A 26,792-nucleotide genomic window follows, 5' to 3' on the forward strand; every position below is an offset into this window, starting at 1 on the left:
GAGAGATTTCATGTACGAACCCCTGCAAAAAAGAGGAAAGCAATGGACGTCAGCCGCAGACAATTTTTTAAAATCTGCGCGGGCGGTATGGCGGGAACAACAGTGGCCGCTTTGGGTTTTGCACCCAAAATGGCACTGGCTCAGGCGCGAAACTATAAGCTGTTACGCGCCAAAGAGATCCGAAACACCTGCACATACTGTTCCGTAGGTTGCGGGCTATTAATGTATAGCCTGGGAGATGGAGCAAAAAACGCCAAAGAGTCGATTTACCATATTGAAGGGGATCCGGATCATCCGGTGAGCCGCGGGGCATTATGTCCTAAGGGCGCAGGATTACTGGATTACGTGCACAGTGAAAACCGTCTGCGTTACCCGGAATATCGCGCCCCTGGTTCCGACAAATGGCAACGTATCAGCTGGGATGAAGCATTCACCCGTATCGCGAAGCTGATGAAAACTGACCGTGACGCCAACTTTATCGAGAAGAATGAGCAGGGCGTAACGGTAAACCGCTGGCTTTCAACTGGGATGTTGTGTGCATCGGCGGCAAGTAATGAAACCGGTATGCTGACGCAAAAATTTGTGCGCTCACTCGGCATGCTGGCAGTAGACAACCAGGCGCGCGTCTGACACGGACCAACGGTAGCAAGTCTTGCTCCAACATTTGGTCGCGGTGCGATGACCAACCACTGGGTTGATATTAAAAATGCTAACGTCGTGATGGTGATGGGCGGTAACGCCGCTGAAGCACATCCGGTGGGATTCCGCTGGGCGATGGAAGCAAAAAACAACAATGATGCCACGCTGATTGTTGTTGACCCTCGTTTTACACGTACAGCTTCGGTGGCGGATATCTATGCGCCAATTCGTTCCGGCACGGACATTACGTTCCTGTCCGGCGTCTTGCTGTACCTGATTGAAAACAACAAAATCAACGCTGAATACGTTAAGCATTACACCAACGCCAGCCTGCTGGTGCGGGATGACTTTGCTTTCGAAGACGGTCTGTTCAGCGGTTATGACGCAAACAAACGCCAATATGATAAATCGTCCTGGAACTACCAGTTCGATGAAAATGGCTACGCGAAACGCGATGAAACGTTAAGCCATCCTCGCTGTGTCTGGAACCTGCTAAAACAGCACGTTTCCCGCTACACGCCGGATGTGGTGGAAAACATTTGTGGTACGCCGAAAGAAGACTTCCTGAAAGTCTGCGAAGTGCTGGCTTCCACCAGCGCAGCCGATCGCACCACCACGTTCCTGTATGCGTTGGGTTGGACTCAGCATACCGTCGGGGCACAGAACATCCGCACCATGGCGATGATCCAGTTGCTGCTCGGCAACATGGGGATGGCAGGTGGCGGTGTCAACGCCTTGCGCGGTCACTCCAACATTCAAGGGTTAACCGACTTAGGTCTGCTCTCTACCAGCCTGCCGGGCTACCTGACGCTGCCGTCAGAGAAACAGACAGACCTGCAAACCTATCTGGCCGCGAACACGCCAAAAGCGACATTGGCCGATCAGGTTAACTACTGGGGCAACTATCCGAAGTTCTTCGTCAGCTTGATGAAATCTTTCTACGGCAATGCTGCACAGAAAGAAAACGACTGGGGCTTTGAGTGGCTGCCGAAGTGGGATCAGTCCTACGACGTCATCAAATACTTCAACATGATGGATAGCGGTAAAGTCACCGGCTACATCTGTCAGGGCTTTAACCCTGTTGCGTCCTTCCCGGACAAAAACAAAGTGGTGCAGAGCCTCAGCAAACTGAAGTATCTGGTGGTTATCGATCCGCTGGTGACCGAAACCTCAACGTTCTGGCAGAACCACGGCGAGTCAAACGACGTTGATCCTGCGTCGATTCAGACCGAAGTCTTCCGTTTGCCTTCTACCTGCTTTGCGGAAGAGGACGGCTCCATCGCCAACTCCGGCCGTTGGCTGCAGTGGCACTGGAAAGGTCAGGACGCACCGGGCGAAGCCCGCAACGACGGCGAAATTCTGGCCGGTATTTACCACCGTCTGCGAGACATGTATCGCACTGAAGGCGGTAAAGCTGTAGAACCCGTTCTGAAAATGAGCTGGAACTATAAGCAGCCGGACGAACCGCACTCAGAGGAAGTGGCGAAAGAGAACAACGGCTATGCGCTGGAAGATCTCTATGATGCCAACGGTGTACTGGTTGCGAAGAAAGGTCAGTTGCTCAACAGCTTTGCGTTGCTGCGCGATGATGGTTCTACGTCATCATCCTGCTGGATTTATACCGGTAGCTGGACCGAGCAGGGCAACCAGATGGCCAATCGCGATAACGCCGATCCGTCAGGTCTGGGTAATACGCTGGGCTGGGCCTGGGCATGGCCGCTGAACCGTCGCGTGCTGTATAACCGCGCTTCGGCGGATCCACAGGGTAAACCGTGGGATCCAAAACGCATGCTTATCCAGTGGAACGGTACGAAGTGGACGGGTAACGATATCCCGGACTTCAATACCGCGGCACCGGGCAGTGGCACCAATCCATTTATCATGCAGCCGGAAGGGCTGGGGCGTCTGTTTGCTATCGATAAGATGGCGGAAGGTCCGTTCCCGGAACACTACGAGCCGATGGAAACGCCGCTGGGTACTAACCCGCTGCACCCGAATGTGATCTCCAACCCGGCAGCGCGTCTGTACGAGGCGGATAAACTCCGTATGGGCACGAAACAGGACTTCCCGTACGTCGGGACGACCTATCGTCTGACCGAACATTTCCATACCTGGACCAAGCACGCATTGCTGAATGCGATTGCCCAGCCAGAGCAGTTTGTGGAAATCAGCGAAACGCTGGCGGCAGCGAAAGGGATCAACAACGGCGATCACGTGAAAGTTAGCAGTAAACGTGGATTTATTCGCGCAGTTGCCGTGGTGACCCGTCGTCTGCGTACCCTGAACGTCAACGGTCAGCAGGTTGAAACGGTTGGGATCCCAATCCACTGGGGCTTTGAAGGAGTCGCGCGTAAAGGCTTTATCGCCAACACCCTGACGCCGAATGTCGGTGATGCAAACTCGCAAACGCCGGAATACAAAGCGTTTTTAGTTAACATCGAGAAGGCGTAAGGGAGGCGAACATATGTCTATGGAAACGCAGGACATCATCAAACGGTCCGCAACAAACTCCATCACGCCGCCACCTCAGGCCCGTGATTACAAAGCCGAGGTCGCGAAACTGATCGACGTTTCCACCTGTATAGGCTGCAAGGCCTGTCAGGTGGCATGCTCAGAGTGGAACGATATCCGCGATGAAGTTGGCCACTGCGTCGGGGTGTATGACAACCCCGCCGATCTCAGCGCCAAGTCCTGGACGGTGATGCGGTTTACCGAAACCGAACAGAACGGCAAGCTGGAATGGCTGATTCGTAAAGACGGCTGTATGCACTGTGAAGATCCGGGCTGCCTGAAGGCATGCCCGTCTGCCGGGGCAATCATCCAGTACGCCAACGGGATTGTCGATTTCCAGTCAGAACACTGTATTGGCTGCGGCTACTGTATTGCCGGGTGTCCATTTAATATTCCGCGCCTCAATAAAGAGGATAACCGCGTGTATAAATGTACGCTGTGTGTCGACCGGGTCAGCGTCGGGCAGGAACCTGCCTGCGTGAAGACCTGTCCGACCGGGGCAATACATTTCGGCACCAAGCAGGAAATGCTGGAAATGGGCGAACAGCGTGTGGCAAAACTGAAAGCACGCGGTTTCGAACACGCCGGTCTCTACAACCCGGAAGGTGTGGGTGGTACGCACGTTATGTACGTTCTGCATCATGCCAACCAGCCGGAGTTGTATCACGGCCTGCCGAAAGATCCGCAGATCGATACCTCTATCAATCTGTGGAAAGGGGCGCTGAAACCGCTGGCCGCTGCCGGATTTATCGCCACCTTCGCCGGGCTGATTTACCACTACATTGGTATCGGTCCGAATAAGGAAGTGGACGACGACGAGGAGGAACATCATGAGTAAGTCTAAAATGATTGTGCGCACGAAGTTTATCGACCGCGCCTGTCACTGGACGGTGGTGATCTGCTTCTTCCTGGTGGCGCTGTCGGGGATTTCGTTCTTCTTCCCGACTCTGCAATGGCTGACGCAAACCTTCGGTACGCCGCAGATGGGACGCATTTTGCACCCGTTCTTCGGCATACTGATCTTCGTCGCGCTAATGTTCATGTTTGTGCGCTTTGTGCACCACAACATCCCGGATAAAAAAGATATTCCGTGGCTGAAAAACATTGTGGAAGTGCTGAAAGGCAATGAACACAAAGTGGCGGATGTGGGCAAGTACAACGCCGGGCAGAAAATGATGTTCTGGTCGATCATGAGCATGATTTTCGTGCTGCTGATTACCGGTATTATTATCTGGCGTCCATACTTTGCACAGTTCTTCCCAATGCAGGTCGTGCGCTATAGCCTGCTGATCCATGCGGCGGCGGGGATTATCCTGATGCACGCCATCCTCATCCATATGTATATGGCATTCTGGGTGAAAGGTTCGATTAAAGGCATGGTTGAAGGGAAGGTGAGCCGTCGCTGGGCGAAGAAACATCACCCACGTTGGTATCGCGAAGTTGAAAGACAAGAAGCGAAAAAAGAGAGCGAGGAAGGGGTTAACTAATCCCTGATGTTCCCTCTACGCAATGGCGCTACATCGGTAGCGCCATTTTTTTGCCAAAAAAACGTCATGTTTCTGTCATCTGCTGAACGTAAGGTGTTGTCTTTCCGATAATAGAAGAGTTAAAAGACAATGCATCTGGTGAAAAAACTACTCGCAGTCAGCGTGTTTCTTTGTGCTTCAGCTCAGGCGCAGAACATCCTCGAATTTCCTCAGCCGGAGAATAACCCGGAAGAGTTTTATGCCGTAACCGAGATCCCGGCAGGTGGAATGATTAAATATGAAACCGACGCCAAAACCGGGTTTATCGTTGCCGATCGCTTCCAGTCAATGCCGGTTGCCTATCCCGCCAACTACGGTTCACTAACCCAGTCTTTAGCCGGTGACGGCGACCCGCTGGATGTTATCTTTTATACTCGTGCGCCGCTGGCCCCGGGGACGTTAATTAAGCTGCGCGCAATAGGCGTCCTGAAGATGATCGACGGCGGTGAAAAGGACGACAAAATTGTCGCCGTGCCGGCCAGTAAAATTGACCCCACTTATGACAACATCAAAGAATTGAGCGATCTGCCCAAGATTGAAGTTCAACGTCTGGAATCTTTCTTCCGCGTGTACAAAGATCTGCCGGAAGGGCGCAAGAAGGTCGAATTAAACGGTTTCAACGACGCCGCTACGGCAAAGCAAGAGATCAAACAGGCCTGGGATGCCTGGAAAGAGAAAAAATCACAGCAATAAATGGTATGCCGGATGGCAGGCCTACACGCGCATTTTGCTGGTGTAGGCCGGATAAGCTTGCGCCATCCGGCAATAAAGATTACTCCAGTTGTGAGTTCAAACGCTCAATCTCTTTACGCCATTGCGCCTGTAACAGCGGTTTTTGATGTTTCGGCTTGCGGGCGAGATCGTCGGCCAGACGCTGTTCCAGATCGAGGAGTTGTTCCAGCAATCCATCGCTGTCACAGCTTATTTCAGCTTTCGCTTCGACCACCGTTTTGGGAACGGTTATCTCCGCGGACGTTTCCCTAATACGCGCATTAACCGCCTCCAGATCGTGCCATTCACTGAGTTCGCCATTGTCGATTAACCAGAACCGGTTACAGCTTTGGCTGATAAGCTGCCGGTCGTGACTGACCAGCAACACGCCGCCGTTATAGCTTTGTAGCGTTTCTGCCAGCGCCTCTTTACCTTCCATATCCAGATGGTTGGTCGGTTCATCGAGCATCAGCAGACTGTAGCGCGCAAGCGTCAGCCCCACAAACAGCAGCCGGGAGCGCTCACCGCCGCTTAATGTACTGACCCTCTGCGTATGACGAATCCACGGAAAACCCGCGCTAATCAGCGCCATCTTGCGAATCTCTGGCTGCGGGGCAAACGCTTCCAGCGCGTCAAACAATGAATCGTTATCGGCAAGCTGATGCAGCGTCTGATCGTAATAGCCCAGCGTAACTCGCGGGTGCAACACCAGTGAAGTCGATGCCAGCGGTGACTGAAACTGTTGCCAGATAAGCCTTAACAGCGATGATTTACCGCAACCATTACGCCCGACAATTGCCACGCGATCGCCGCTTTTTAACCGGATACCGGCAATGGAAAACAGTGTATCTGCGTCGGGAGCAGGGGCTACAGACAGACTGGTCATCTCCAGCAAACGATCTGCACGCAGGGAATCACCCTGCAATGTTAGTGTCCACTGACTTCCTGCCGTCACTTCTGTCTGCACCTCTTTCAGGCGCTGCACCTGTTTTTCCATCTGCTTGGCCTTGCGGGAGAGATCTTCGTTGTCGTAGACCCGCCCCCAGGTTGCCAGCCGTTTGCCGCTGGCGGTAACCCGGTCTATCTCTTTTTGCTCAGCCTTGTGGCGCAGAGCATCGCTGACGTCTCTTTCTGCCAGCGCCTGACGTGCCGCGCTACAAGGTAGATCAAAGGCATGGAGAGTGCGATCGCGTAGGATCCACGTTCCGTGAGTCACCGCGTCCAGCAACTGCGGGTCGTGGGAAACCACCACAAAACTGCCAGACCAGTTCTGTAAAAACTGCTCCAACCACAGTAATGTTGGCAAATCCAGATGGTTACCCGGTTCATCCAGCAGCAGCAGGTCAGGATTACGCATCAACGCCCGCGCTAATAGCAAGCGTGTGTGCTGGCCACCGCTCAACGTTTGCGCTGTCAGAGATAAATTCTCTGGTGTGAAACCCATTTCGGCAAGCAGCGCTTCAACCCGCCATTGTTGAGCCGCACGCTCATGCTCAGGAAGTTGAGCGAGAACGGCTTCCTGCAGTGTAAGAGGCAATATATCGTCAGGTAGATGTTGTTCTACACGCGCGAGATGGCAGTGATTCGCTTGCGCGATTGCTCCACTGGTGGGCGAAATCGTGCCATCGAGCAGTTTTAACAGCGTGCTTTTGCCGCAGCCGTTGTAACCGATAAGCCCGATGCGGTCGCCTTTTTTCAGGGTAAAGGAAAGATCGTCGAATAGCGTGCCGAATGCCGTATCAACGTGTAAGGATTGTGCGGTTAGTAATGTGCTCATTGTTGCTTACTCAAGAGTTACAGGCGTAAAAACGCCTCGTCAAACATCGCTGACGATAACCCGGTAAGCCCGAGAGAAGGGGATTTAGAAGTTAGCTTCGCTCAAGCAGAAGTTATCGCAGCACGATACCGATAACGCTTGAGCACTGGCGATCGCCAAAAGCATGTGAAACGATAAAACGTTCACAGTACAGCATAAGTATCCTCCTTTTGTTTTTCAGAGTGTTGATCGGTAGCGAAAGTGTAATCGCAAATTACACTTTCGCGCAAACTTTGCACGCCCGGCAGCAATGTGCCGCCGGGCAAACCGTCAGATAGAAGTACGACGGTAGTCGCGATATTCCGCCTGCCAGAAATTATCGTCAATAGCCTGTTGCAGCGCTTCGGCGGAGGTTTTCACCGCCACACCTTGCTGCTGGGCCATTTTACCGACGGCAAAGGCAATGGCACGAGAAACCGTCTGAATATCTTTCAGTTCCGGTAGCACCAGTCCTTCACCGTTGAGCACCAGCGGTGAATACTGTGCCAGCGTTTCACTGGCCGACATCAGCATTTCATCAGTGATGCGCGACGCGCCAGAAGCAATCACGCCAAGGCCAATACCCGGGAAGATATAGGCGTTGTTACACTGGGCGATCGGGTAAGTTTTCTCTTTCCACACTACCGGTGCAAACGGGCTACCGGTCGCAACCAGCGCGTTACCTTCGGTCCAGGCGATGATATCCTGCGGCGTGGCTTCTACACGAGAAGTCGGGTTAGACAGCGGCATGACGATCGGACGCGGACAATGCTTGTGCATTTCGCGGATGATCTCTTCGGTAAACAGACCAACCTGTCCGGAAACCCCGATCAGGATGTCAGGTTTAACGTTGCGGACCACATCGAGCAACGACAGGACATCTTCTTGTGTATCCCAGTGCTGCAGATTTTCGCGTTTTTGCACCAGTTTGGTCTGGAAGGAGAGCAGGTTCGGCATTTTGTCGGTTAACAGGCCGAAGCGATCGACCATGAATACGCGTTGACGCGCCGCTTCTTCGCTTAAACCTTCTCGCTGGATTTGCGCAATGATCTGCTCGGCGATCCCGCATCCGGCGGAACCCGCGCCGAGGAAGACGATGTTTTGTTCGCTCAGTTGGCTTCCGGCCGCGCGGCTAGCCGCAATCAGCGTACCGACGGTAACCGCCGCGGTGCCCTGAATATCGTCGTTAAATGAGCAAATTTCATCGCGATAACGGGTCAGCAGTGGCATAGCGTTTTTCTGGGCGAAATCTTCAAACTGCAACAGCACGTCCGGCCAGCGATGCTTCACGGCCTGGATGAATTCATCAACGAATTCGTAGTATTCATCATCAGTGATACGCGGATTGCGCCAGCCCATATACAGCGGATCGTTCAGCAGTTGCTGGTTGTTGGTCCCCACGTCCAGTACCACCGGAAGTGTATAGGCCGGGCTAATTCCGCCACATGCGGTATACAGCGACAGTTTACCGATTGGAATGCCCATCCCGCCGATCCCCTGATCGCCAAGACCTAAAATACGTTCGCCATCGGTGACAACGATGACCTTGATATTGTGGTTAGGGACGTTTTGCAGGATATCGTCCATATTGTGGCGGTTCTGATAAGAGATAAACACGCCGCGCGCACGACGATAAATCTCAGAGAAACGCTCACAGGCTGCGCCGACCGTTGGGGTATAGATAACTGGCATCATCTCATCCAGGTGATTATGCACCAGTCGGTAAAACAGGGTTTCGTTGGTGTCCTGGATGTTGCGCAGGTAAATATGTTTGTCGATTTCGGTTTTGAAGCCCTGATATTGGATCCAGGCGCGTTCAGCCTGTTCTTCAATCGTTTCGACGACTTCTGGCAGTAACCCCAGCAGGTTGAAGTTACGGCGTTCTTCCACACTGAAGGCGCTCCCTTTATTCAGTAAAGGGAATTCCAGCAGTACCGGGCCAGCGTAAGGGATGTAAAGGGAACGCAGTTTTTTAGTTTCGTTTTCCATGTCACTCACTCTTTTTTGAATAACCGTCCCTGGCGCTCTTTATGATCGTATGTGGCCTGTTCGCCAGGGAAACGGGCGAAGTATAAAGCATTGTGAATGGGTTAAGGGGTTTTATAAGCAAAAACACCACTGCGGTTGCAATGGTGTTTATCTCGTTACTCAGTCAGACGTGCGAAAGGCTACTTGCCGTCAGCGCGGCGCTTTCTTCCAGTAGGATTGTTGACCACGTTGGTTTTGTCACCTTCGGTCACGATTTTACGTTGATTTGAGATTTTGTGGTCCAGTCCGAGAATATGACGGGCCTGACGGTTCGATTTCATTCTAACTCCTTAATCCTGTTACTGGTTTCAAGGGCGAGCCCGTATGAGAACGGACGAAATACAACCTGATATAAAGCCGATGTTCAACATAACGGCTTTCTGGATGGTCGGTCATTTTATCTGAAAGGTCAATGCTTAAGCGGCAAATGAGAACTATCCCGTATGTAACATGCTTTTTCCCGGGCGTCCTATACTAGTAACTCCGACGACAACACAGGAGAGCGGTAATGACTATCCATAAGAAAGGTCAGGCACACTGGGAAGGCGACATTAAGCGCGGCAAAGGCACTGTGTCGACCGAAAGTGGCGTGTTGAATCAGCAACCGTATGGGTTTAATACACGATTTGAAGGTGAGAAAGGTACCAATCCTGAAGAGTTGATTGGCGCGGCCCATGCAGCCTGCTTCTCGATGGCGCTTTCACTGATGCTGGGTGAAGCAGGGTTTACCCCAGATGCCATTGATACCACTGCCGATGTTTCTCTGGATAAGGTAGATGCCGGGTTTGCGATCACTAAAGTCGCGTTGCATAGCCAGGTGAGCGTGCCGGGGATAGACGCCGCCACGTTTGACGGCATCATCCAGAAAGCAAAAGCCGGATGCCCGGTATCTCAGGTTCTGAAAGCGGAAATAACGCTGGATTACAAACTGAAGTCTTAATAAAGTCGTGCCGGATGTGACCAGTTCTTATCCGGCACCTGATGATGTTATTGCGCTACCCAACCGCCATCCATATTCCACGCTACGCCACGCACTTGCGCCGCACCGTCTGAACATAAGAATAACGCAAGATTCCCTAACTGCTCTGGGGTAACGAATTCGCGCGACGGCTGCTTTTCAGCCAGCAGGGCGTCACGGGCAGCCTCAGGCTCTGTGCCTTCGGCAATACGCTTATCGATCTGCTGCTGGACCAGCGGCGTTAGCACCCAGCCGGGACACAGCGCATTGCAGGTAATTTCCGTCTGCGCGGTTTCCAGCGCGATGGTCTTGGTTAATCCCACCACACCGTGCTTCGCTGCTACGTACGCAGATTTCTCTTTTGAAGCCACCAGGCCATGAACAGAAGCGATATTAATGATGCGCCCCCAGTTTCGCGCGCGCATACCGGGAAGCGCCAGACGCGTGGTGTGAAAAACGGAGGAGAGGTTAATCGCGATAATCGCGTTCCATTTATCAACCGGGAAGGTTTCTATCGGTGAAACATGCTGGATCCCGGCGTTATTGATAAGAATATCCACACCGCCGAATTCGCTCTCTGCATAGCGCATCATGTCGGCAATTTGCGCTTCATCGCTCAGATCCGCGCCATGATATCCTGGCGTTTTGCCATACTGCGCAACAGCGTCTTTGGCGGCATCAACATCACCAAACCCGTTGAGGATCAGGGTGGCGCCAGCTTGCGCCAGCACCTGTGCGATACCTAATCCGATACCGCTGGTCGAGCCGGTAACAAGGGCGGTTTTTCCCGTTAAGTTCATGATGATTCTCCTTAAACAATTCCGGTGGTGTAGAAGACGCCGATGACAAACAGTACGGCCAGACTTTTAATGATGGTAATAGCGAAAATTCCGCCATACGCCTGACGATGGCTAAGGCCGGTGATAGCCAATAAGGTAATGACCGCGCCGTTATGCGGTAGGGTGTCCATACCGCCGCTGGCCATAGATGCCACGCGGTGGAAGACTTCAAGTGGGATATTGGCGGCATGTGCGGCAGCGATGAAAGTGTCAGACATGGCGGCAAGCGCAATACTCATCCCGCCAGACGCCGAACCGGTGATCCCGGCAAGCGTGGTAATGCTGATAGCCTCATTGAGCAGCGGGTCAGGAATAGCCGCCAGCGCTTTTGACAGCACAAGGAAGCCCGGCAGGGCGGCGATCACTGCGCCAAAACCGTACTCTGACGCGGTGTTCATCGCCGCAAGGATCGCGCCGCCTACCGCCGTTCTGCTGCCTTCCGCCAGGCGACCTTTAATGTTGCGGTAGCCGAAGAGCACCACCAGCAGGATCCCAGAAATCAGCGCCGCTTCCACTGCCCAGATAGCGGTGATTTTACCGACTTCGGTGGTAATCGGTTTGGCAAGCCCCGGAAGTTCAAGTTGATGCGTGGCGCCGTACCACTGTGGGATCCAGCGGGTAAACAGCAGGTTAAATACCCCAACCAGGATCAGCGGAGAGATCGCGATGATCGGGTTCGGCAGATTAATGTTATCCGGCGTTTCCGGCTCGTTTAACAGTTCAGTGCCATAGCCTTCATTCTTTGCCTGCGCTTTACGACGCTGACGTTCGAGATAAACCAGACCGACGAAAATAATAAACAGCGAGCCTATCAGCCCCAGCCACGGCGCAGCCCAGGCGTTAGTCCCAAAGAAGCTGGTCGGAATAATGTTCTGGATCTGCGGCGTGCCTGGCAGAGCATCCATGGTGAAAGAGAATGCGCCCAGCGCAACGGTGGCCGGGATCAGGCGCTTAGGAATATTACTCTGGCGGAACAGCTCCGCAGCAAATGGATACACCGCAAACGCCACGACGAACAGCGAAACCCCGCCGTAGGTTAACAGCGCGCACACCAGCACGATCACCGGAATAGCGTGACGACGGCCGAGGATGTTGATAGCGGCGGCAACAATGGAACGTGAGAATCCAGATAACTCGATTAACTTGCCAAACACTGCACCCAGCAAGAACACCGGGAAGTAAAGCTTCACAAAACCGACCATTTTTTCCATAAACAGGCCGGTGAAAGCAGGGCCGACGGCGCTGGGTTCAGTGAGTAATACAGCACCTAATGCCGCGATGGGGGCAAACAGGATGACGCTGTATCCGCGATAGGCTGCAAGCATCAGCAGGCCCAGCGCTGCCAGGGCGATTAAAACACTCATCATGACTCCTTATTATTATATTGGGGTACAGAAAGAGACGTTATGGTTTCAGGGCAAAACGCAGTTGATGCTCTCTGCGTTGCTGGATGTAATCCTTGCGCGAATCATCCCAGCGATAAAATCCCTGACCGCTGCGTAAACCGGTATCACCGTTGGCTACCTTGTCAGCGACCAGCGACATCATCTCGCTGCCGGTTGCCAGTTCCGGGAGCAGATGCCGACAAATATCCTGTACCGTAGACAGCCCGGTCATATCTGCCGCTTCCAGCGGACCAACCATCGCATAGCGACGTCCGAGCGAGGCGCGCATGACCTGATCCACCACCTCTGCGCTGGCGATGCCGCTTTTAACGATATGAAGCGCTTCACGCAGCAAAGCAAACTGCAGTCGATTGCCGACAAACCCTGGTGCGGCGCGATCGAGCACGACGGCTTCCAGTTGCATCGAGAGCAGCAACTGTTGCAGCTCTCGCAGGTATTCCGCTTTGGTGGCGGTGCCGGGGACAATTTCGACCAGCGGAATAAAATGTGGCGGGTGCCAGAAATGGGCGATGAGCAGCCGCTCAGGATGGACGAGCTTTTCTGCCAGCGCATCCGGCGGCAGGCCGCTGGTATTACTGGCAATGACGGCCTCAGGCGCGATCAGACCTTCCAGTTGCGCATACAACGCGTGCTTGAGCTCGAGCCGCTCCGGGATCGCTTCAATCAGTAACCCGCACGCAGCAATCTCCGGTAGCGAAGTCGTACCGTGCAGACGACTCACAACCTGTTCTTTTTCGTCTGCGGCAAACTGTTCGGCGGTAATCAGCTCATCCAGAATACCGCTGGCAACGGCGCTAATTTCTGCAATTCGGCTGCTATCGGTGTCATACAGCCAGATATCGTGACCATAACGGGCGAAGTGGGTGGCAATACCGACCCCCATTAACCCCGCCCCCAGAACGCAGACAGGCTTACTTTGCATGAGAGACCTCCTGCAAACGCTCTACCGCCAGCGCTACGCCCTGACCGCCGCCTACGCACAGCGTAGCCAGCCCTTTGGTCGCGTTACTGCGGGCCATTTCGTGCAACAGTGTCACCAGGATTCGGCAACCAGATGCACCGATGGGATGGCCCAGCGCAATCGCGCCGCCATTTACGTTCACACGGTCGCTGTCCCAGTTCAGGGATTCGCCAACCGCCAGCGCTTGTGCGGCAAAGGCTTCGTTGGCCTCAATGAGATCGACATCATTCAACGTCCAGCCCGCTCGCTTCAGGCACTGGAGTGACGCTTCTACCGGCCCAAGGCCCATAATGGCGGGATCGACACCAGAAACCGCGTAGCCTGTTACCCGGGCAAGCACTGGCAAATTGAGTTCTGCGGCTTTGCCGGCGCTCATCAACATCACCGCGGCGGCACCATCATTGATGGATGATGCATTTCCGGCGGTCACCGTACCGTTTCCTGGCCGAAATGCTGGTTTAAGTTGCGCCAGCTTGTCGGCCTGAGTATCCGGGCGAGGCTGTTCGTCACGGTCCACCACACGTGGCGGCTTTTTGCCTTGTGGGACGCTAACCGGCGTGATTTCCGCGCTAAAACGACCCGCTTCAATGGCAGCGGCGGCTTTTTGCTGGGAGCGCAGGGCAAAAGCGTCCTGCTGCTCACGACTGATTACGAACTTATCCGCCAGATTTTCGGCAGTAATACCCATGTGATAGTCGTTGAATGCATCCCACAGGCCGTCATGCACCACGCTGTCTTTCATACTGGCATGACCCAACCGCAGACCAGCCCGCGCGCCGTCGAGAAAATAGGGCGCATTGCTCATGCTCTCCTGGCCTCCGGCAATCACGATTTGCGCATCGCCACAGCGAATTGCCTGTACCGCCTGATGCACCGCCTTCAGGCCAGAACCGCACACCAGATTAATGGTTAACGCCGGTGTGGTTGACGGCAGCCCTGCGCGTAACGCCGTTTGCCTGGCCGGATTCTGGCCGCAGCCTGCCGTCAGAACCTGACCTAAAATCACTTCATCAATTTGTTCAGGCGCCACAGCCGTTTTTTCCAGCAGCGAACGGACAACCGCTGTACCTAACTCCACGGCGGAAAGTGGTGCCAGCGCACCATGAAAACTGCCAATCGGGGTGCGCGTTGCCGCGACAATTACAACATCCTGCATGGTCAGCTCCTCAGTTAAATTGCATTTCGGGGACAGTTTCGGGCACGATCAGCTTGCCGGCGGTTCTGGCGACGATTTCATCCACACTGATACCCGGGGCGCGTTCACGCAGAATGAACGCCCCGTCGGCAATTTCCAGCAGAGCCAGGTCGGTAAGCACGCGTTTGATGCAGGCCACGCCGGTCAACGGCAGGGTGCAGGCGGGAAGCAGTTTGGACTCACCGCTTTTGGAAGCATGGGTCATTACCACGATGATGTTGTCGGCTCCGGCAACCAGGTCCATCGCGCCGCCCATGCCTTTCACCATTTTCCCGGGGATCATCCATGAGGCGATATTGCCGTTAACATCGACTTCAAACGCACCGAGCACCGTCAGATCAACGTGGCCGCCGCGGATCATGGCGAAGGATTGCGCAGAGTCGAAAATCGCCGCGCCTTTGCGCGCCGTCACGGTCTGTTTCCCGGCGTTAATCATGTCGGCATCAATTTCGTCTTCTGTGGGAAACGGCCCCATACCCAGCAAACCATTCTCTGATTGCAGCATCACGTCCATGCCATCAGGGATATAATTTGCCACCAGAGTGGGAATGCCGATCCCAAGGTTGACGTAATAACCGTCGCGCAGCTCGCGGGCGACGCGCATCGCCATTTGTTCACGCGTTAACATGGTCAGGCTCCTTTCTGGCGCAGGGTACGTTGTTCAATACGTTTTTCAAACTGCCCCTGAATAATGCGGTTAACGAAAATTCCGGGAGTGTGAATCGCTGCAGGGTCCAGTTCTCCGGGAGGGACAATCTCTTCGACTTCCACGACGGTAATGCGCCCGGCGGCGGCCATCAGCGGATTAAAGTTCTGTGCGGTGTGGCGATAGATGACGTTGCCGTACCAGTCGGCTTTCCAGCCTTTAACCAATGCAAAATCACCGGTTATCGCCTGTTCAAGGATGTAAGGGCGTCCGGCAAACTCGCGAACCTCTTTCCCTTCCGCTACGGGGGTTCCATATCCAGTCGCGGTAAAAAATGCCGGGATCCCCGCGCCGCCCGCGCGCAACTGCTCTGCCAGCGTACCCTGTGGCGTCAGGATGGCTTCCAGTTCGCCGCTAAGCACCTGCTTCTCAAACAGGGCGTTTTCCCCTACATAGGACGCGACCACTTTGCGCACCTGGCGCGTTTCCAGCAGTACGCCGAGGCCAAAGCCATCCACGCCACAGTTGTTTGATACAACGGTAAGTCCCTGTACTTCTCGACGGCGTACTTCGGTAATCAGGTTTTCAGGGATCCCACATAAACCAAAACCGCCCGCTAGCAGCGTCATGTTGTCGGTCAGTCCTTCCAGCGCCTCTTGATAAGTGGCAACACGTTTATCCAGTCCAGCCATATACTTGCCTCCCCAGTTGTCCTTGCCGACATCATTGGGGGTGAAAAATGATTTGTTAATTTTAAATTTGTGACTCACTCATTGGGTTTTTTTATCAATTTAATGTTAATTAAAGGTATTCAACAAGTTAAAGGAATGCGAAATGGGAATGAGCATCAAACAGTTACGCGCGTTTTTAGCGGTAGCTCACACTCTGAATTTTGCTCATGCCAGTGAAAGACTGAACATGTCGCAACCCGCATTAAGCCTGGCGATTAAAGGACTGGAAGATTCGCTGGGCGGGGCGTTACTGTTGAGAACCACCCGCAAAGTGACTCTGACGCAGGAGGGAGAAACGCTGCTGAATATGGGGAGACAGTTGCTGGCGGACTGGGAGAATACGGAAGAAGCCATGCGCCAACGCTTTACGCTGCAGCGTGGTAAAATCTCGATCGCCGCCATGCCCTCATTTGCCGCTAACGTCCTGCCATCGGTACTGAAAACGTTTCGTGATTCTTATTCTGGTATCAACGTAACGGTTCATGATGTGATCAATGAACACGTGATTGAAATGGTCAGTGAAGGGCGGGTCGAGATGGGCATAGCCTTCGAGCCGGACTATTCGGGACATCTGCATTTCACGCCGCTCGGCGTGGATCGTTTTATCGCGATTGTGCCGCCAACCTGTCGGCTGGCAGACAGGGATCGTATTGCATGGCGCGAACTGCTGACGCTGGATTTCATCACCTTGCAACGTCCGTCAGCCGTGCGGCTGATGCTGGAAGAACAACTTGTGCAAAGCGGACATACGCTGGAAGTGGCGCTGGAGAGCCATCAATTAGTAACCGTTGGCCGTCTGGTGGCTAACGGTCTGGGCGGTAGCGCCGTACCTGCACTATGCCGCACGCAAATGACAGAGTTAGGCGCAACCTGTATCGATCTGGATACGCCGGTGATCCAGCGTCGGATCGGGGTTTTGCGTTCAGCACATCATAAATTATCTACTGCTTCCGAGGTGCTGGTGGATTCACTGAAAAAGGCGTATCGCACCTGACTTTTCTCAACGGCTCAGGTCATGTAACCGCCCGCCAGCAGCGAACGTCACATCCGGTATCACTTTTCAGTAATGCCTGTTTTTTCTCACAACCGTGGGTTGCCAATGGACATCTGTCACGGAAAAAGCATCCCTGGGGCAACGTTCGGTTTCCCGGTAGCTCGGTTTTACGTAACACCAAATCTTCCGTCAGTGGCGCGCCCGTTTTAGGGACAGAGTCCAGCAATAACCGTGTGTACGGATGGGCGGGGTGAGTGAGAACGTGTTGAGCATCGCCCAGCTCAACAATTTGCCCGAGGTACATCACCGCCACACGGTCGCTCATATGGCGGACCACCGACACGTTATGCGATATCAATACGTAGGTCAGATTTCTGCGCGCCTGTAGTGACACCAGAAGATTGAGAATTTGCGCCTGTACAGAGATATCCAGTGCTGAAGTGGGCTCATCGAGGACGATAACATCCGGTTCTGACGATAGTGCCCGGGCGATGGCGATACGCTGGCGTTGTCCACCGGAAAACGCATGCGGCAGACGGTCGAGATATTCCGGACGGATGCCTACCTGTTGGGCCAAATCTTCAGCAAGCATGCGGCGCTCACGTTCCGGACTTCGTTTTTGGATCCATACCGGCTCAGTGATCGTGCGCCACACCGGTAAGCGAGGATCCAGCGATGAAAGAGGGTCCTGAAAGACCATTTGCATACCGTTATGCTGTTTATTACCACGGCGAGAATAGCTTCCCTGGCTGGGTTTCAGCATGCCCATCAGCAGTTGCGCCAGCGTACTTTTTCCACAACCGGATTCGCCAACAATCCCAAGAGTTTCACCCTGGCGAATCTGTAAATCCAGACCGTTGAGCGCATGCACCCGTTCCGTAACCTTGCCAAGCCAGTTTTTACGCGCAGGAAAGTTGACATGAACATCCTGCAGCGCCAGTAAAAAATCAGACATGTGTTGTCTCCAGTTGTGGATACCAGCAGGCAGATTGTTGATCTACGCCTCCCTGACTACTTAACGCAGGCGTTTCTTCACAACGAGGACCAGCGGCAAAGCAGCGCTCACGAAATGCGCATCCGGCAGGTAAGCAGGTTAGGTTCGGCACGGTGCCGGGGATCGCAGGTAACAATGCGCGCGGCTCGCCGTGTTCCGGCGCGCATTTCAGCAAGCCGATGGAATAGGGATGCGTCGGACGTTGAATAACGGTTTGCGTCGGGCCACTCTCAATCACGCTCCCGGCATACATGACGTACAACCGGTCGCATAACTGTGAAACCACCGCCATATCATGACTGATAAATAGCACGGCTGTTCCGCTGGCCCGTGCTTTTAACTTCAGCAAACGCAGCACCTGCAGTTGCACCGTGACGTCCAGCGCGGTGGTCGGTTCATCGGCAATAATAAGCTCTGGCTCGCACGAAAAGGCCAGCGCAATCATCACGCGTTGGCGCATCCCGCCGGAAAGCTCAAACGGAAATCGTTTCATGACCTCCGGCGCGTCCGGGATTTGCATCTCTTCGAGTAGAGCGACGGCTTTATGACGGGCATCCGTGCGGCTTAACGCCTGGTGATGGCGGATTACCTCCACCATTTGCTGGCCGATACGCCGGGTCGGATTCAGTGCCGTCATGGGCTCCTGAAAGATCATCGCGACGCGTGCGCCGCGCCATTGGCGCATTTGTTTCTCACTGGCGTTGAGCACATCTTCACCCAGCAGTGAAACGCGTCCCTGGTGAATACGATAGCTTCCCTCCGGAAGCAGACGCATGGTGAGCATGGCGGTCACGGACTTACCGGAACCGGATTCACCCACCACACCAACGATTTCTCCACGGTTGATGTGCAGTGATACATGGTTCAGCGCATGCACATCAGCTTTATAGCCGGGGAAACTCAGATGTAAATCTTCGATTTCCAGTACGGGTTGTGTCATGACTGTTTTCCTCCGGCTTTCGGATCAAGCAGATCGCGAATACCATCGCCAAAGAGATTAAAGCCCACGGCGGTAATCAGAATGGCGGCGCCGGGAAAAGCACAATACCACCACTGATCAAGCACGTAATTGCGGCCAATTGCGACCATCGCGCCCCACTCAGCGCTGGGTTGCTGCGCGCCCAGACCGATAAACCCGAGCGTGGCAGCCATCAGGATCGCACTGCCGATATCCAGCGATGCCTGCACAATGAGTGGTGGCAGAGAATTGCGTAAAATGTGCCAGCTAATCAGATGCCTGCGTGAAGCGCCGTAGGTCCGGGCAGCCTGTACATAGCTAAACTGGCGCACCACTAACGTCTGACCGCGGGCGAGGCGCACATAGAAAGGGATACGGACGATGGCAATCGCCAGCATAGCGTTAAACAGGCTGGGGCCCAGCGCGGCGGCCAACGCCATCGTCAGCACCAGCGAAGGAATGGACAGCATAATGTCCATCATCCGCATAATTATCGCGTCGGCGCGCCCGCCCATGACACCCGACAAGCAGCCCAGCAGTGATCCCAATCCCCCGGCGATACCCACCACCACCAGACCCGCAACGACCGACTGCTGACTTCCTACCAGAACGCGGCTGAACAGATCGCGACCGACTTCATCGGTACCAAACCAGTGAGCGGCTGACGGGGGCAGCAGGCGCGCACTCAAATTGATGGCATTAGGATCGTGTGGCGTTATCCACGGCGACAGCACCATCAGCAGCAGTATCAATACGATAATGACCCCGCCAACCAGCGTCAGCGGGCTACTTTTCATCATCCAGAACAGTTTGGCCCAGTCCGTGCGGCGGCGTGCTGTCTGAGGGGCGGTCGGCGTTTCTTGTGTGAGCATCATTCAGCACCTCCACGTCCAATTCGAGGATCTACCCACAAATAGAGCAAATCCACCACCAGGTTGACCAGCACATAGGCGAACGAGACCACCACGGCAAATCCCATTACCGCCGGGAAGTCGAGCGCCTGAATTGAGGTCACCACCCAAGCGCCCATACCTGGCCAGGCAAAGACCGTTTCGGTCAATACCGCACCGTAGAGCAGATCGCCCAGCGCCAGGCCGAGGACGGTGATTGATGGGATGAGTGCGTTAGGCAATGCATAGCACAGCACGATGTACCAGCCCGGTAACCCGCTGGCGCGAGCGGTACGAATGTAATCTTCACTCAGTTGCTCCAGCATGGCGGAACGAATCTGGCGGGCAACGATCCCAAGATGTACAAAAGCCAGTGTCAACGACGGTAAAATCAGGTGCTGAAGCGCATTGAAAAAGACTTCGCCGTTGCCTTCCAGCAGTGCATCAATCAGGTAGAACCCGGTGACGTGAGCCGGTGGATCCAGCCAGTCGTCTAAACGTCCACCGCCGGGTAAAATTTGCAGATGACCGTAAAACAGCACGATAACCCCCAGCCCCAGCCAGAATGCTGGCGTGGAGATACCGGTAATTGCCATTAGCCGAACAAGGTGATCAAGCCAGCGGTTACGCCAGACCGCAGATAAAATACCCAGCGGGATACCTATCACCAGCGCCAGCAACAAAGAGCAGAAAGCCAGCTCAAGGGTAGCGGGGAAGAAAATGCGCAGTTCATCCAGTACCGGACGCCCGGTGCGAATGGAGGTGCCTAAATCGCCGTGAAAAATGTCGCTGACATAGCGAAAAAACTGGACATACAGCGGTTGATTCAGCCCCAGCTGTTGGCGAATATTTTCGACAATTTCATTGCTGGCGCGGTCGCCCGCCAGCAGCCTTGCGGGGTCGCCAGGTATCAGATGTGAAATAATAAAGGTGATTACGCAAACACCGATAACCACCAGAATAAGTCCCCAGCATCGCTGGCGCAAAATACTCCAGAACGTCATTAGCTTCCCCTTGCGGAGCCAGAGCGGCTCCGCGTAAACGTGGCTTATTTACTCATGGTGGAGATATTGAAGACCTGTTCCAGCATGGGGTTGAATACAAATCCTTTGACGTCTTTGTTCATCGCCAACTGATAGTTTTTCTGGAATAAATAGACGTAGGCCGCTTCATCAATCACGATGGTTTGCGCCTGCTGGTAGTCATTGGTTCTGGCCACCTGATCGGTCGTAGCCAGCGCGCTACGCAGCAGCTTATCGACCTCACTGTTTTCATAGAACGAACGGTTACCCGGCAAGCCTTTCTTATCTGACTCAAACCAGTAGTTCATAAACATGTACGGGTCGGCAAAATCCGGACTCCAGTTGCCAATGGCAATGTCGTAATCGCCTTTGCCCACGCGGTCACGCATGGTGGCGTTCGCCAGTTTTTCCAGCTTCACCTTAATGCCCAGTTTGCCAAGGCTTGCCTGGGTAGCGAGCGCGATAGGTTCCCAGTTAGGATCATTATCTGAGTACAGGAAGCTCAGGCTTTCAGGTTTGGTGGCAACTTTGTCCCACGCTGCTTTGGCTTTGGCTTCATCGAAGCTGTACTGCATGGCCTTATCGTCAAAACCCCACATGCCTTCGGGGATTGGGCCACGCATTTGCTTTCCATTGCCGCTCAGGATCCCGTTGACCATCCCTTTATAATCGGTGGCCCACGAGATAGCTCGGCGTAAATCCACCTGATTGAGCGGGGCCTTACTGTTGTTGAGATACAGATAAGTCACGCGCAATGAGGGATAATCCGCCACGTTCACTTTGCCTTCCTGTTTTAAAGCAGCAAGCTGGTCAACAGGAAGCGCATCGGCAATGTCGATATCGCCACGCGACAGTTGCAGGCGACGGGAGGCGCTTTCACCAATGATTTTGACTGAGACGCGCTTAAACGTCGGTTTTGTACCGGCATAATGCGGGTTAGGCACCAGCACCAGTTGTTGTCCCTTTTGCCAACTCTTCAGCATGAAGGGACCAGAGCCTGCCGTGTTCTGTGCCAGGAATCCGCGGGCATCGTCTGCGGTATGCGCTTTTAAGATGGCCGGGTTAATGATTGAGGCACCGTCATTTGCCAGCGTATACAGAAACGGAGCAAACGGCTGGCTGAGGGTAAACTTCACCGTGTTGTTATCGATGACCTCAACCTTCAGATCTTTCGGGAAAGCCTCCGCAGGTCCCTGACCAATCTTGAGCAAACGTTCGAAGGATTGCTTTACCGCATCAGCCGTCACCGGCGTTCCGTCGGCGAATTTGGCATCGTTTTTCAGGGTAAACGTCCACTCTTTCTGGTCGTCCGAGGCTTTCCAGCCGCTGGCTAAATCGCCTTCAACTTCCGTGGAACCTTTACCACCATCGGTTTTGTACTGAACCAACCGCTGGTAAGAGGGATAGGTGACCGTCCAGTCATTGTTATCTATGGTCACAGCGGGATCGAGCGTCTGCGGATCGGCGGCTTTACCAATCACTAGCATATCTTTGGGAACGGCAGCCTGCGCGGCGGGCAGGGCAACCGCTAACGCAACGGCTATCAGAGCGGGGCGGAAAAAAGCGTTTAACGCAGGTGTAGTCTTCATAACCAGGCTCCAGAATTAAAGGGGATGTTGTGTTGTTATAGACGTGACAGTGTAACAATCAATTTGATCGTCAAGCAGCGGGTAACGGGCGGCATCAGGTAATTCAAAATGCCACCATTCGCTGTTAATACCGACAAAACCACCACCAAACATAATGGCATTGAGCAGCAGGCGGTTACGCTGCGCTGCCGGAGGAACAGATGGATGCCAGGCATGGGAACGGTCGTGCATTTCATCAAAACCGGCCCCCATATCAAGGAGATGGCCGCGATCGTCCATCAACGTGACGTCAATGGCCGTACCCCGACTGTGATTGGAACCAATCGCGACATCGACAACATATTGCGGGTCGGGACAGGCATTCCACAGTATCGCCTGCGCCTGCTGGGGGCGATACGCGTCGTACACCACCAGCGACAAGCCCGCCAGTTGCGCAATGCTGATGCTTTTTGCCAGCGCGGTTACCGCCTCGGTGTGCAACAGGCAACGCGCTTCCCTGTAGATAGGTGCGCCGGTAATGTTGTCGGCAGTAGCGTATTTAAGATCGATATGCAGCGACGGAAATATCACCGACAGATCGACCAGTTCTGGGAGTTCTGACATAGCACGTTTCCTGTTTATTGTTCGAATTGACCAAATTGTTGTTGTAACTGGCGATTAGTTTGCAGGCGTCCTGCGAGGGCGTCACCCAGTTGCGCCACCACCGCAGAAAGTAATAAGTTGAACAGACAGCTCACCGGTGCCAGTGAGTCCCAGAAATGTCCGGTGTCGGTTTTTACCTGAAGCAAATCAATGGAATAATCCCTGGCCCATGGGCACCACACATCGGTAATTAGCGCCAGCGGAATGCAGCGTTCAGTGGCGACACGGCAATATTGTCGCGAAATAGCGGAGTAGGCGCGCATATCGGTAATAACCACGTAAGGCTGGCTGAATCCCGAGTTCAGCGACTCTACCCAACTGCCGGAAAGGCCTTCGGAGTAGCTGACTTTAGGTCGCAGATATTCCAGGTGACTAAAAAAGGCGTTAGCGATCCCGCGTGTGGACTGGATCCCGAGGATGTACACGGCTTCCGCATGCGCCAACTGCTGTGCAATGCGTAGAAACGTCTCACCCTGAGCAAGTTGGTAGACGTGGGTAATGGCGTCGATTTCCAGTAACAGCGACTGGTGCGCCCGATCTGGCAGGCTTTGTTGCTGGTGCCAGGAATCCAGTCGTTCATTCATTCCCCAGGGCTGATACGGAACTACAGGCAGCTCACGCAGACTGGCTTTTGCATCCTCCAGGTTACGAAAGCCCAGTTTACGCAGATAACGTCCGACGGTAATGCCGCTGGTTCCGGTTGCTTTCGCGATGCCATCCGCGGTTTCAAATGGGATCTGCACAGCATGGGCTAACAGCCACCCAGCCACGCGCTTTTCGCTGGGCGTCAGCTGGCTAAAGGTTTGCTCTATGCGGGTAAATAACTCTGGTTTGGCTGTCATTACCTTCTCGCTGTTAGTTGTCTGTCAGATTCCGTATCTCTGTTAGCGAATTAACAATGCACGACGCGTGCCATGTCAGTAACAGCGGCATGTCGGCTGTTTTTGTTAAAACTCAGATCAAATTCGTTAACTAATGATCAACATTTGTGCAGCGTAGTTCAGATTTGGTGCAACGGCAGAGGAAGCGGGGTATGAATCTGCTGATTTCGTCGGAGCGATCACATTGTGGGCAACATTTATCCCTAAGACATAAGAATCAGTAATTGAAAATATAAATTTCAGCCATATCAATAACACCAATCTTTATTCTTATGACGATAGGGGTATTATTTTTCGCGAGCTACATTAACGGTGTTAAGCGCAAGTGTAGATATTATTTATATTATACATGGAGTACTACAATGAATAAATTCTCCCTTTCTACAGCAGGTATTCTGGCCGCAGCGCTGTTAACCAGTGTCAGCGTCAATGCAGCAACAGATAACGCTAAAACTGAAGTGACTCCGAAAGGCATGAACTGTCAAGAGTTTATTGATTTGAACCCACAAACTATGGCTCCGGTGGCCTTCTGGGTGCTCAATGAAGACGAAGACTTCAAAGGTGGCGATTACGTAGACTATAACGAAACCGTTACGACTGCAGTTCCTCTGACCGTTGAACTTTGTAAGAAACATCCGCAGAGCGAATTAAGTAAAATAAAAGACGAAATCAAAAAAGAATTATCTAAATAAAATTAAGCCGTTATTAAAACCCAGCCAAAGTGCTGGGTTTTGTTATTTGTGACGTTGTCACTTATTTGTTTTGCAATACTTAAGAAAACTTTATAAAGATATAAACGCCTGTGCCGATACTGGATAAAAGTTAGCCTTTTGCAGAAGGAGTTTGTATGGCCTGGTATCCTACTCGTATTTCAACGCGTTTAACCATCGGCGGCATTCTGCTGCTTGCAGTAACGACTATTGTTATCGTGGTGATTATGCTCTGGCGTGGTCAGCCGCGCGTCGTTGAAATCAACACCGCCCTGATCGAAGAAACAGGGCAAGGTTTAACCCGTCAGTTGAGTACTGTATTGTCCCGAATTGAAGGTGAGACAGTCAGCCTGTCGCGACTGGCTGAAGTGTTGCCTAACGATGAATCTCTGTATCAAAGCGTCGTTCCGCATCTGATTGGTGAAGGTAAAGACTCGATTATTACCGGCGGTGGTATCTGGCCAGAACCAAACGCCTTCACCGCAGGTGTGGAGAAAAGAAGCTTTTTCTGGGCGCGTAATGCCGAAGGAAAGCTTGTCTATTCCAACGATTATAACGTCGAAGGATCAAGCGGATACCACAATGAAAGCTGGTATCAGCACGCCAAAGGGCAATCACAAAACAACTGCCTATGGTCTGATGTTTACCAGGATGCCAGTTCAGGCGTCAACATGGTGACATGCAGCGTGCCTTATCAGCAGGCGGGCAAGTTTGCCGGTGTCGCTACCACCGATATCCGTCTGGATAACGTCGCTACTTTCATGCAGCAGCAGGGCAACAGTACTGGCGGTTACGCGTTTGTGGTAGACAAGCAGGGACAAATTCTCTATTTCCCGCAGGCCGACCTGGCCAAACATAAAACCATTAACGATCTGGCGCAAAGCGCGCAGTGGCTTATCCCGGTGCAAAACGGTCTGAAATCTTTGCGCCCGACAGATGGGGTGAAGACCATAACGCTGGAAAATGATCTCGTCCTGAATACAGCGTCACAGGTCATGCTGTTCCCGATGCCAGATACCGGCTGGGTCGTAGGGCTTGTGACACCAGAATCACGTATTGTCGGTCTTGCCAAAGTGATGATGCAGGACGTTCTGGAGGTATTGATCCCTATCATGACGCTGTTGCTGGTGGGATCATGGCTGGTGGTTCGTCGACTAATTTCACGTCTCGATGATACCCGTCAGGCACTTGATGACATCGCGCAGGGAGAAGGCGATCTTACACGTCGTCTGGATGTTCGCGGCAAAGATGAGATTTCGGCTATCGCCGAGGCGTTTAACCTGTTCGTCGATAAAATCTCGGCCATCCTGATCACCGTCAGAAGCAGTAGCACAGTGGTGGCGAATAACGCCGTTAGCCTGGCTGATAGTAATATGGAGCTTTCATCTCGCGTAACGCAGCAGGCCGCTGCGCTGGAAGAGAGTTCAGCGGCTATGGAGCAGTTAAATGCGACCGTTCATCAAAACGCCAGTAATACACAGTTGGCGGATGAGCTATCCGATAACACAGCGCAAACGGCCAACCGTTGCGGTGATGTGATGCAAGGCGTTATCTCTACGATGGATAACGTCAGCGCCTCATCCGGCAGAATGGTGGAAATCGTCGCTGTCATCGACAGCATTGCGTTCCAGACCAATATTCTCGCCCTGAATGCCGCGGTTGAAGCCGCCAGAGCGGGTGATGCTGGCAGAGGGTTTGCCGTCGTGGCCTCCGAAGTGCGCACGCTGGCTCAGCGCAGTGCCACCGCTGCTCAGGAAATTAAAGCGTTGATTGATGAATCCGTTTCTCATGTTGGTAGCGGAAGTCAGCAAATTCACACTGCCGGCGAACGTCTGGGAGAACTGGTCAGCAATGTGCGTCAGGTACGCCAGTTGATGGGGGAAATACGCGTTGCTGGTGAAGAACAGCGTAAAGGTGTTTCCGAAGTTACGCTCGCCGTTACCGAAATGGACAGCACCGTTCAGCAAAACGCATCATTAATTGATGATGCCGCCGCACGTACACAGGCATTGAAAGAGGAGGCGGAGCAGTTGGCGTTGCTGGTCTCGTCATTCAGATTGTCTGAGCCTTCAGTGGCCTGATAACGACACGATATCCGGGTGCAAACATTGTGCCCGGATAACTCCAGTATAATGGCGCTTAACCACGATTTATCGATTTAACTCC

At 53.4% G+C, this 26,792-nt stretch carries 24 protein-coding genes; 8 read left to right on the plus strand and 16 right to left on the minus strand.

The window, feature by feature from the left end:
* Positions 1–42: 42 nt before the first annotated feature.
* The 4 genes from fdnG to OGV71_RS17540 all read left to right on the plus strand — a co-directional run bounded on the left by fdnG (position 43) and on the right by OGV71_RS17540 (position 5,369).
* Positions 43–3,090, plus strand: coding sequence for a formate dehydrogenase-N subunit alpha (gene fdnG, locus OGV71_RS17525; protein WP_096890184.1), 3,048 nt, complete (start codon positions 43–45; stop codon positions 3,088–3,090).
* A gap of 13 nt (positions 3,091–3,103) precedes the next feature.
* A complete protein-coding gene (gene fdnH / locus OGV71_RS17530; protein WP_003836226.1) occupies positions 3,104–3,988 on the plus strand; it encodes a formate dehydrogenase N subunit beta in 885 nt (294 codons plus the stop codon).
* Entirely contained in the window at positions 3,981–4,637 is a 657-nt protein-coding gene (gene fdnI, locus OGV71_RS17535; protein ID WP_003020054.1) for a formate dehydrogenase-N subunit gamma, read from the plus strand. The genes fdnH and fdnI overlap by 8 nt, the downstream gene beginning before the upstream one ends.
* A gap of 129 nt (positions 4,638–4,766) precedes the next feature.
* Entirely contained in the window at positions 4,767–5,369 is a 603-nt protein-coding gene (locus tag OGV71_RS17540; RefSeq protein ID WP_054528391.1) for an inorganic diphosphatase, read from the plus strand.
* A gap of 79 nt (positions 5,370–5,448) precedes the next feature.
* On the opposite strand, the gene OGV71_RS17545 is transcribed toward OGV71_RS17540, so the two are convergent.
* The 3 genes from OGV71_RS17545 to sra all read right to left on the minus strand — a co-directional run bounded on the left by OGV71_RS17545 (position 5,449) and on the right by sra (position 9,491).
* Positions 5,449–7,164: an ABC-F family ATP-binding cassette domain-containing protein gene (locus tag OGV71_RS17545; protein WP_204583503.1), complete on the minus strand. Its 1,716-nt coding sequence runs from the start codon at positions 7,162–7,164 to the stop codon at positions 5,449–5,451.
* 309 nt (positions 7,165–7,473) lie between these two features.
* Positions 7,474–9,171, minus strand: a complete 1,698-nt coding sequence (maeA, locus tag OGV71_RS17550) for a malate dehydrogenase (RefSeq protein WP_003836239.1) — start codon at positions 9,169–9,171, stop codon at positions 7,474–7,476.
* 179 nt (positions 9,172–9,350) lie between these two features.
* A complete protein-coding gene (gene sra, locus OGV71_RS17555; RefSeq protein WP_003020039.1) occupies positions 9,351–9,491 on the minus strand; it encodes a stationary-phase-induced ribosome-associated protein in 141 nt (46 codons plus the stop codon).
* Between the two features lie 227 nt (positions 9,492–9,718).
* Between sra and osmC the strand changes: the two genes are divergently transcribed.
* Complete coding sequence (gene osmC / locus OGV71_RS17560) at positions 9,719–10,150, plus strand: peroxiredoxin OsmC (protein ID WP_003020036.1); 432 nt, start codon at positions 9,719–9,721, stop codon at positions 10,148–10,150.
* A 47-nt stretch (positions 10,151–10,197) separates the two neighbouring features.
* Here osmC and OGV71_RS17565 read toward each other — a convergent pair whose 3' ends face one another.
* From OGV71_RS17565 to OGV71_RS17590, 6 genes are read right to left on the minus strand one after another with little or no spacing between them, the layout of a single operon-like run.
* The gene (locus OGV71_RS17565; protein ID WP_204583505.1) at positions 10,198–10,968 is read right to left on the minus strand and encodes a 3-hydroxybutyrate dehydrogenase; all 771 of its coding nucleotides are present in this window, start codon (positions 10,966–10,968) and stop codon (positions 10,198–10,200) included.
* Between the two features lie 11 nt (positions 10,969–10,979).
* Positions 10,980–12,374, minus strand: coding sequence for a GntP family permease (locus tag OGV71_RS17570; protein WP_196491835.1), 1,395 nt, complete (start codon positions 12,372–12,374; stop codon positions 10,980–10,982).
* A 37-nt stretch (positions 12,375–12,411) separates the two neighbouring features.
* Positions 12,412–13,335 carry a 3-hydroxyacyl-CoA dehydrogenase family protein gene (locus OGV71_RS17575; protein WP_204583507.1) on the minus strand — a complete coding sequence of 308 codons (924 nt, stop codon included), beginning with the start codon at positions 13,333–13,335 and terminating at the stop codon, positions 12,412–12,414.
* The gene (locus tag OGV71_RS17580) at positions 13,325–14,530 is read right to left on the minus strand and encodes an acetyl-CoA C-acetyltransferase (protein ID WP_086551207.1); all 1,206 of its coding nucleotides are present in this window, start codon (positions 14,528–14,530) and stop codon (positions 13,325–13,327) included. The genes OGV71_RS17575 and OGV71_RS17580 overlap by 11 nt, the downstream gene beginning before the upstream one ends.
* A 10-nt stretch (positions 14,531–14,540) precedes the next feature.
* Positions 14,541–15,197, minus strand: coding sequence for a CoA transferase subunit B (locus tag OGV71_RS17585; RefSeq protein ID WP_003020022.1), 657 nt, complete (start codon positions 15,195–15,197; stop codon positions 14,541–14,543).
* A 2-nt stretch (positions 15,198–15,199) separates the two neighbouring features.
* A complete protein-coding gene (locus OGV71_RS17590; RefSeq protein WP_003020020.1) occupies positions 15,200–15,907 on the minus strand; it encodes a CoA transferase subunit A in 708 nt (235 codons plus the stop codon).
* Positions 15,908–16,049: 142 nt separating this feature from the next.
* Between OGV71_RS17590 and OGV71_RS17595 the strand changes: the two genes are divergently transcribed.
* Positions 16,050–16,940: a LysR family transcriptional regulator gene (locus OGV71_RS17595; protein ID WP_003020016.1), complete on the plus strand. Its 891-nt coding sequence runs from the start codon at positions 16,050–16,052 to the stop codon at positions 16,938–16,940.
* 19 nt (positions 16,941–16,959) lie between these two features.
* Here OGV71_RS17595 and OGV71_RS17600 read toward each other — a convergent pair whose 3' ends face one another.
* Genes OGV71_RS17600 through OGV71_RS17630 form a run of 7 tightly spaced genes read right to left on the minus strand, consistent with a single transcriptional unit; the run spans position 16,960 to position 23,877 of the window.
* Positions 16,960–17,895: an ABC transporter ATP-binding protein gene (locus OGV71_RS17600; RefSeq protein WP_110248480.1), complete on the minus strand. Its 936-nt coding sequence runs from the start codon at positions 17,893–17,895 to the stop codon at positions 16,960–16,962.
* A complete protein-coding gene (locus OGV71_RS17605) occupies positions 17,888–18,874 on the minus strand; it encodes an ABC transporter ATP-binding protein (RefSeq protein ID WP_003020012.1) in 987 nt (328 codons plus the stop codon). Before OGV71_RS17605 ends, OGV71_RS17600 begins: the two co-directional genes overlap by 8 nt.
* Positions 18,871–19,767, minus strand: coding sequence for a D,D-dipeptide ABC transporter permease (ddpC, locus tag OGV71_RS17610; RefSeq protein ID WP_204583509.1), 897 nt, complete (start codon positions 19,765–19,767; stop codon positions 18,871–18,873). The genes OGV71_RS17605 and ddpC overlap by 4 nt, the downstream gene beginning before the upstream one ends.
* The gene (locus OGV71_RS17615; RefSeq protein ID WP_204583511.1) at positions 19,764–20,786 is read right to left on the minus strand and encodes an ABC transporter permease; all 1,023 of its coding nucleotides are present in this window, start codon (positions 20,784–20,786) and stop codon (positions 19,764–19,766) included. The genes ddpC and OGV71_RS17615 overlap by 4 nt, the downstream gene beginning before the upstream one ends.
* A 44-nt stretch (positions 20,787–20,830) precedes the next feature.
* Positions 20,831–22,393 (minus strand): ABC transporter substrate-binding protein, encoded by a 1,563-nt coding sequence (locus OGV71_RS17620; protein WP_204583513.1) that lies wholly within the window; start codon positions 22,391–22,393, stop codon positions 20,831–20,833.
* Positions 22,394–22,408: 15 nt separating this feature from the next.
* Complete coding sequence (ddpX, locus tag OGV71_RS17625) at positions 22,409–22,996, minus strand: D-alanyl-D-alanine dipeptidase (protein WP_003020004.1); 588 nt, start codon at positions 22,994–22,996, stop codon at positions 22,409–22,411.
* 14 nt (positions 22,997–23,010) lie between these two features.
* Positions 23,011–23,877 (minus strand): MurR/RpiR family transcriptional regulator, encoded by an 867-nt coding sequence (locus tag OGV71_RS17630; RefSeq protein ID WP_003020002.1) that lies wholly within the window; start codon positions 23,875–23,877, stop codon positions 23,011–23,013.
* A 401-nt stretch (positions 23,878–24,278) separates the two neighbouring features.
* Between OGV71_RS17630 and hdeB the strand changes: the two genes are divergently transcribed.
* Both hdeB and OGV71_RS17640 read left to right on the plus strand, forming a co-directional pair.
* Entirely contained in the window at positions 24,279–24,608 is a 330-nt protein-coding gene (hdeB, locus tag OGV71_RS17635; RefSeq protein ID WP_204583515.1) for an acid-activated periplasmic chaperone HdeB, read from the plus strand.
* Between the two features lie 155 nt (positions 24,609–24,763).
* Positions 24,764–26,707: a methyl-accepting chemotaxis protein gene (locus OGV71_RS17640; protein ID WP_204583517.1), complete on the plus strand. Its 1,944-nt coding sequence runs from the start codon at positions 24,764–24,766 to the stop codon at positions 26,705–26,707.
* The last annotated feature ends 85 nt before the right edge of the window (positions 26,708–26,792 follow it).

The sequence above is a fragment of the Citrobacter sp. Cf088 genome, from assembly GCF_030334295.1.
GTDB lineage: Bacteria > Pseudomonadota > Gammaproteobacteria > Enterobacterales > Enterobacteriaceae > Citrobacter > Citrobacter freundii.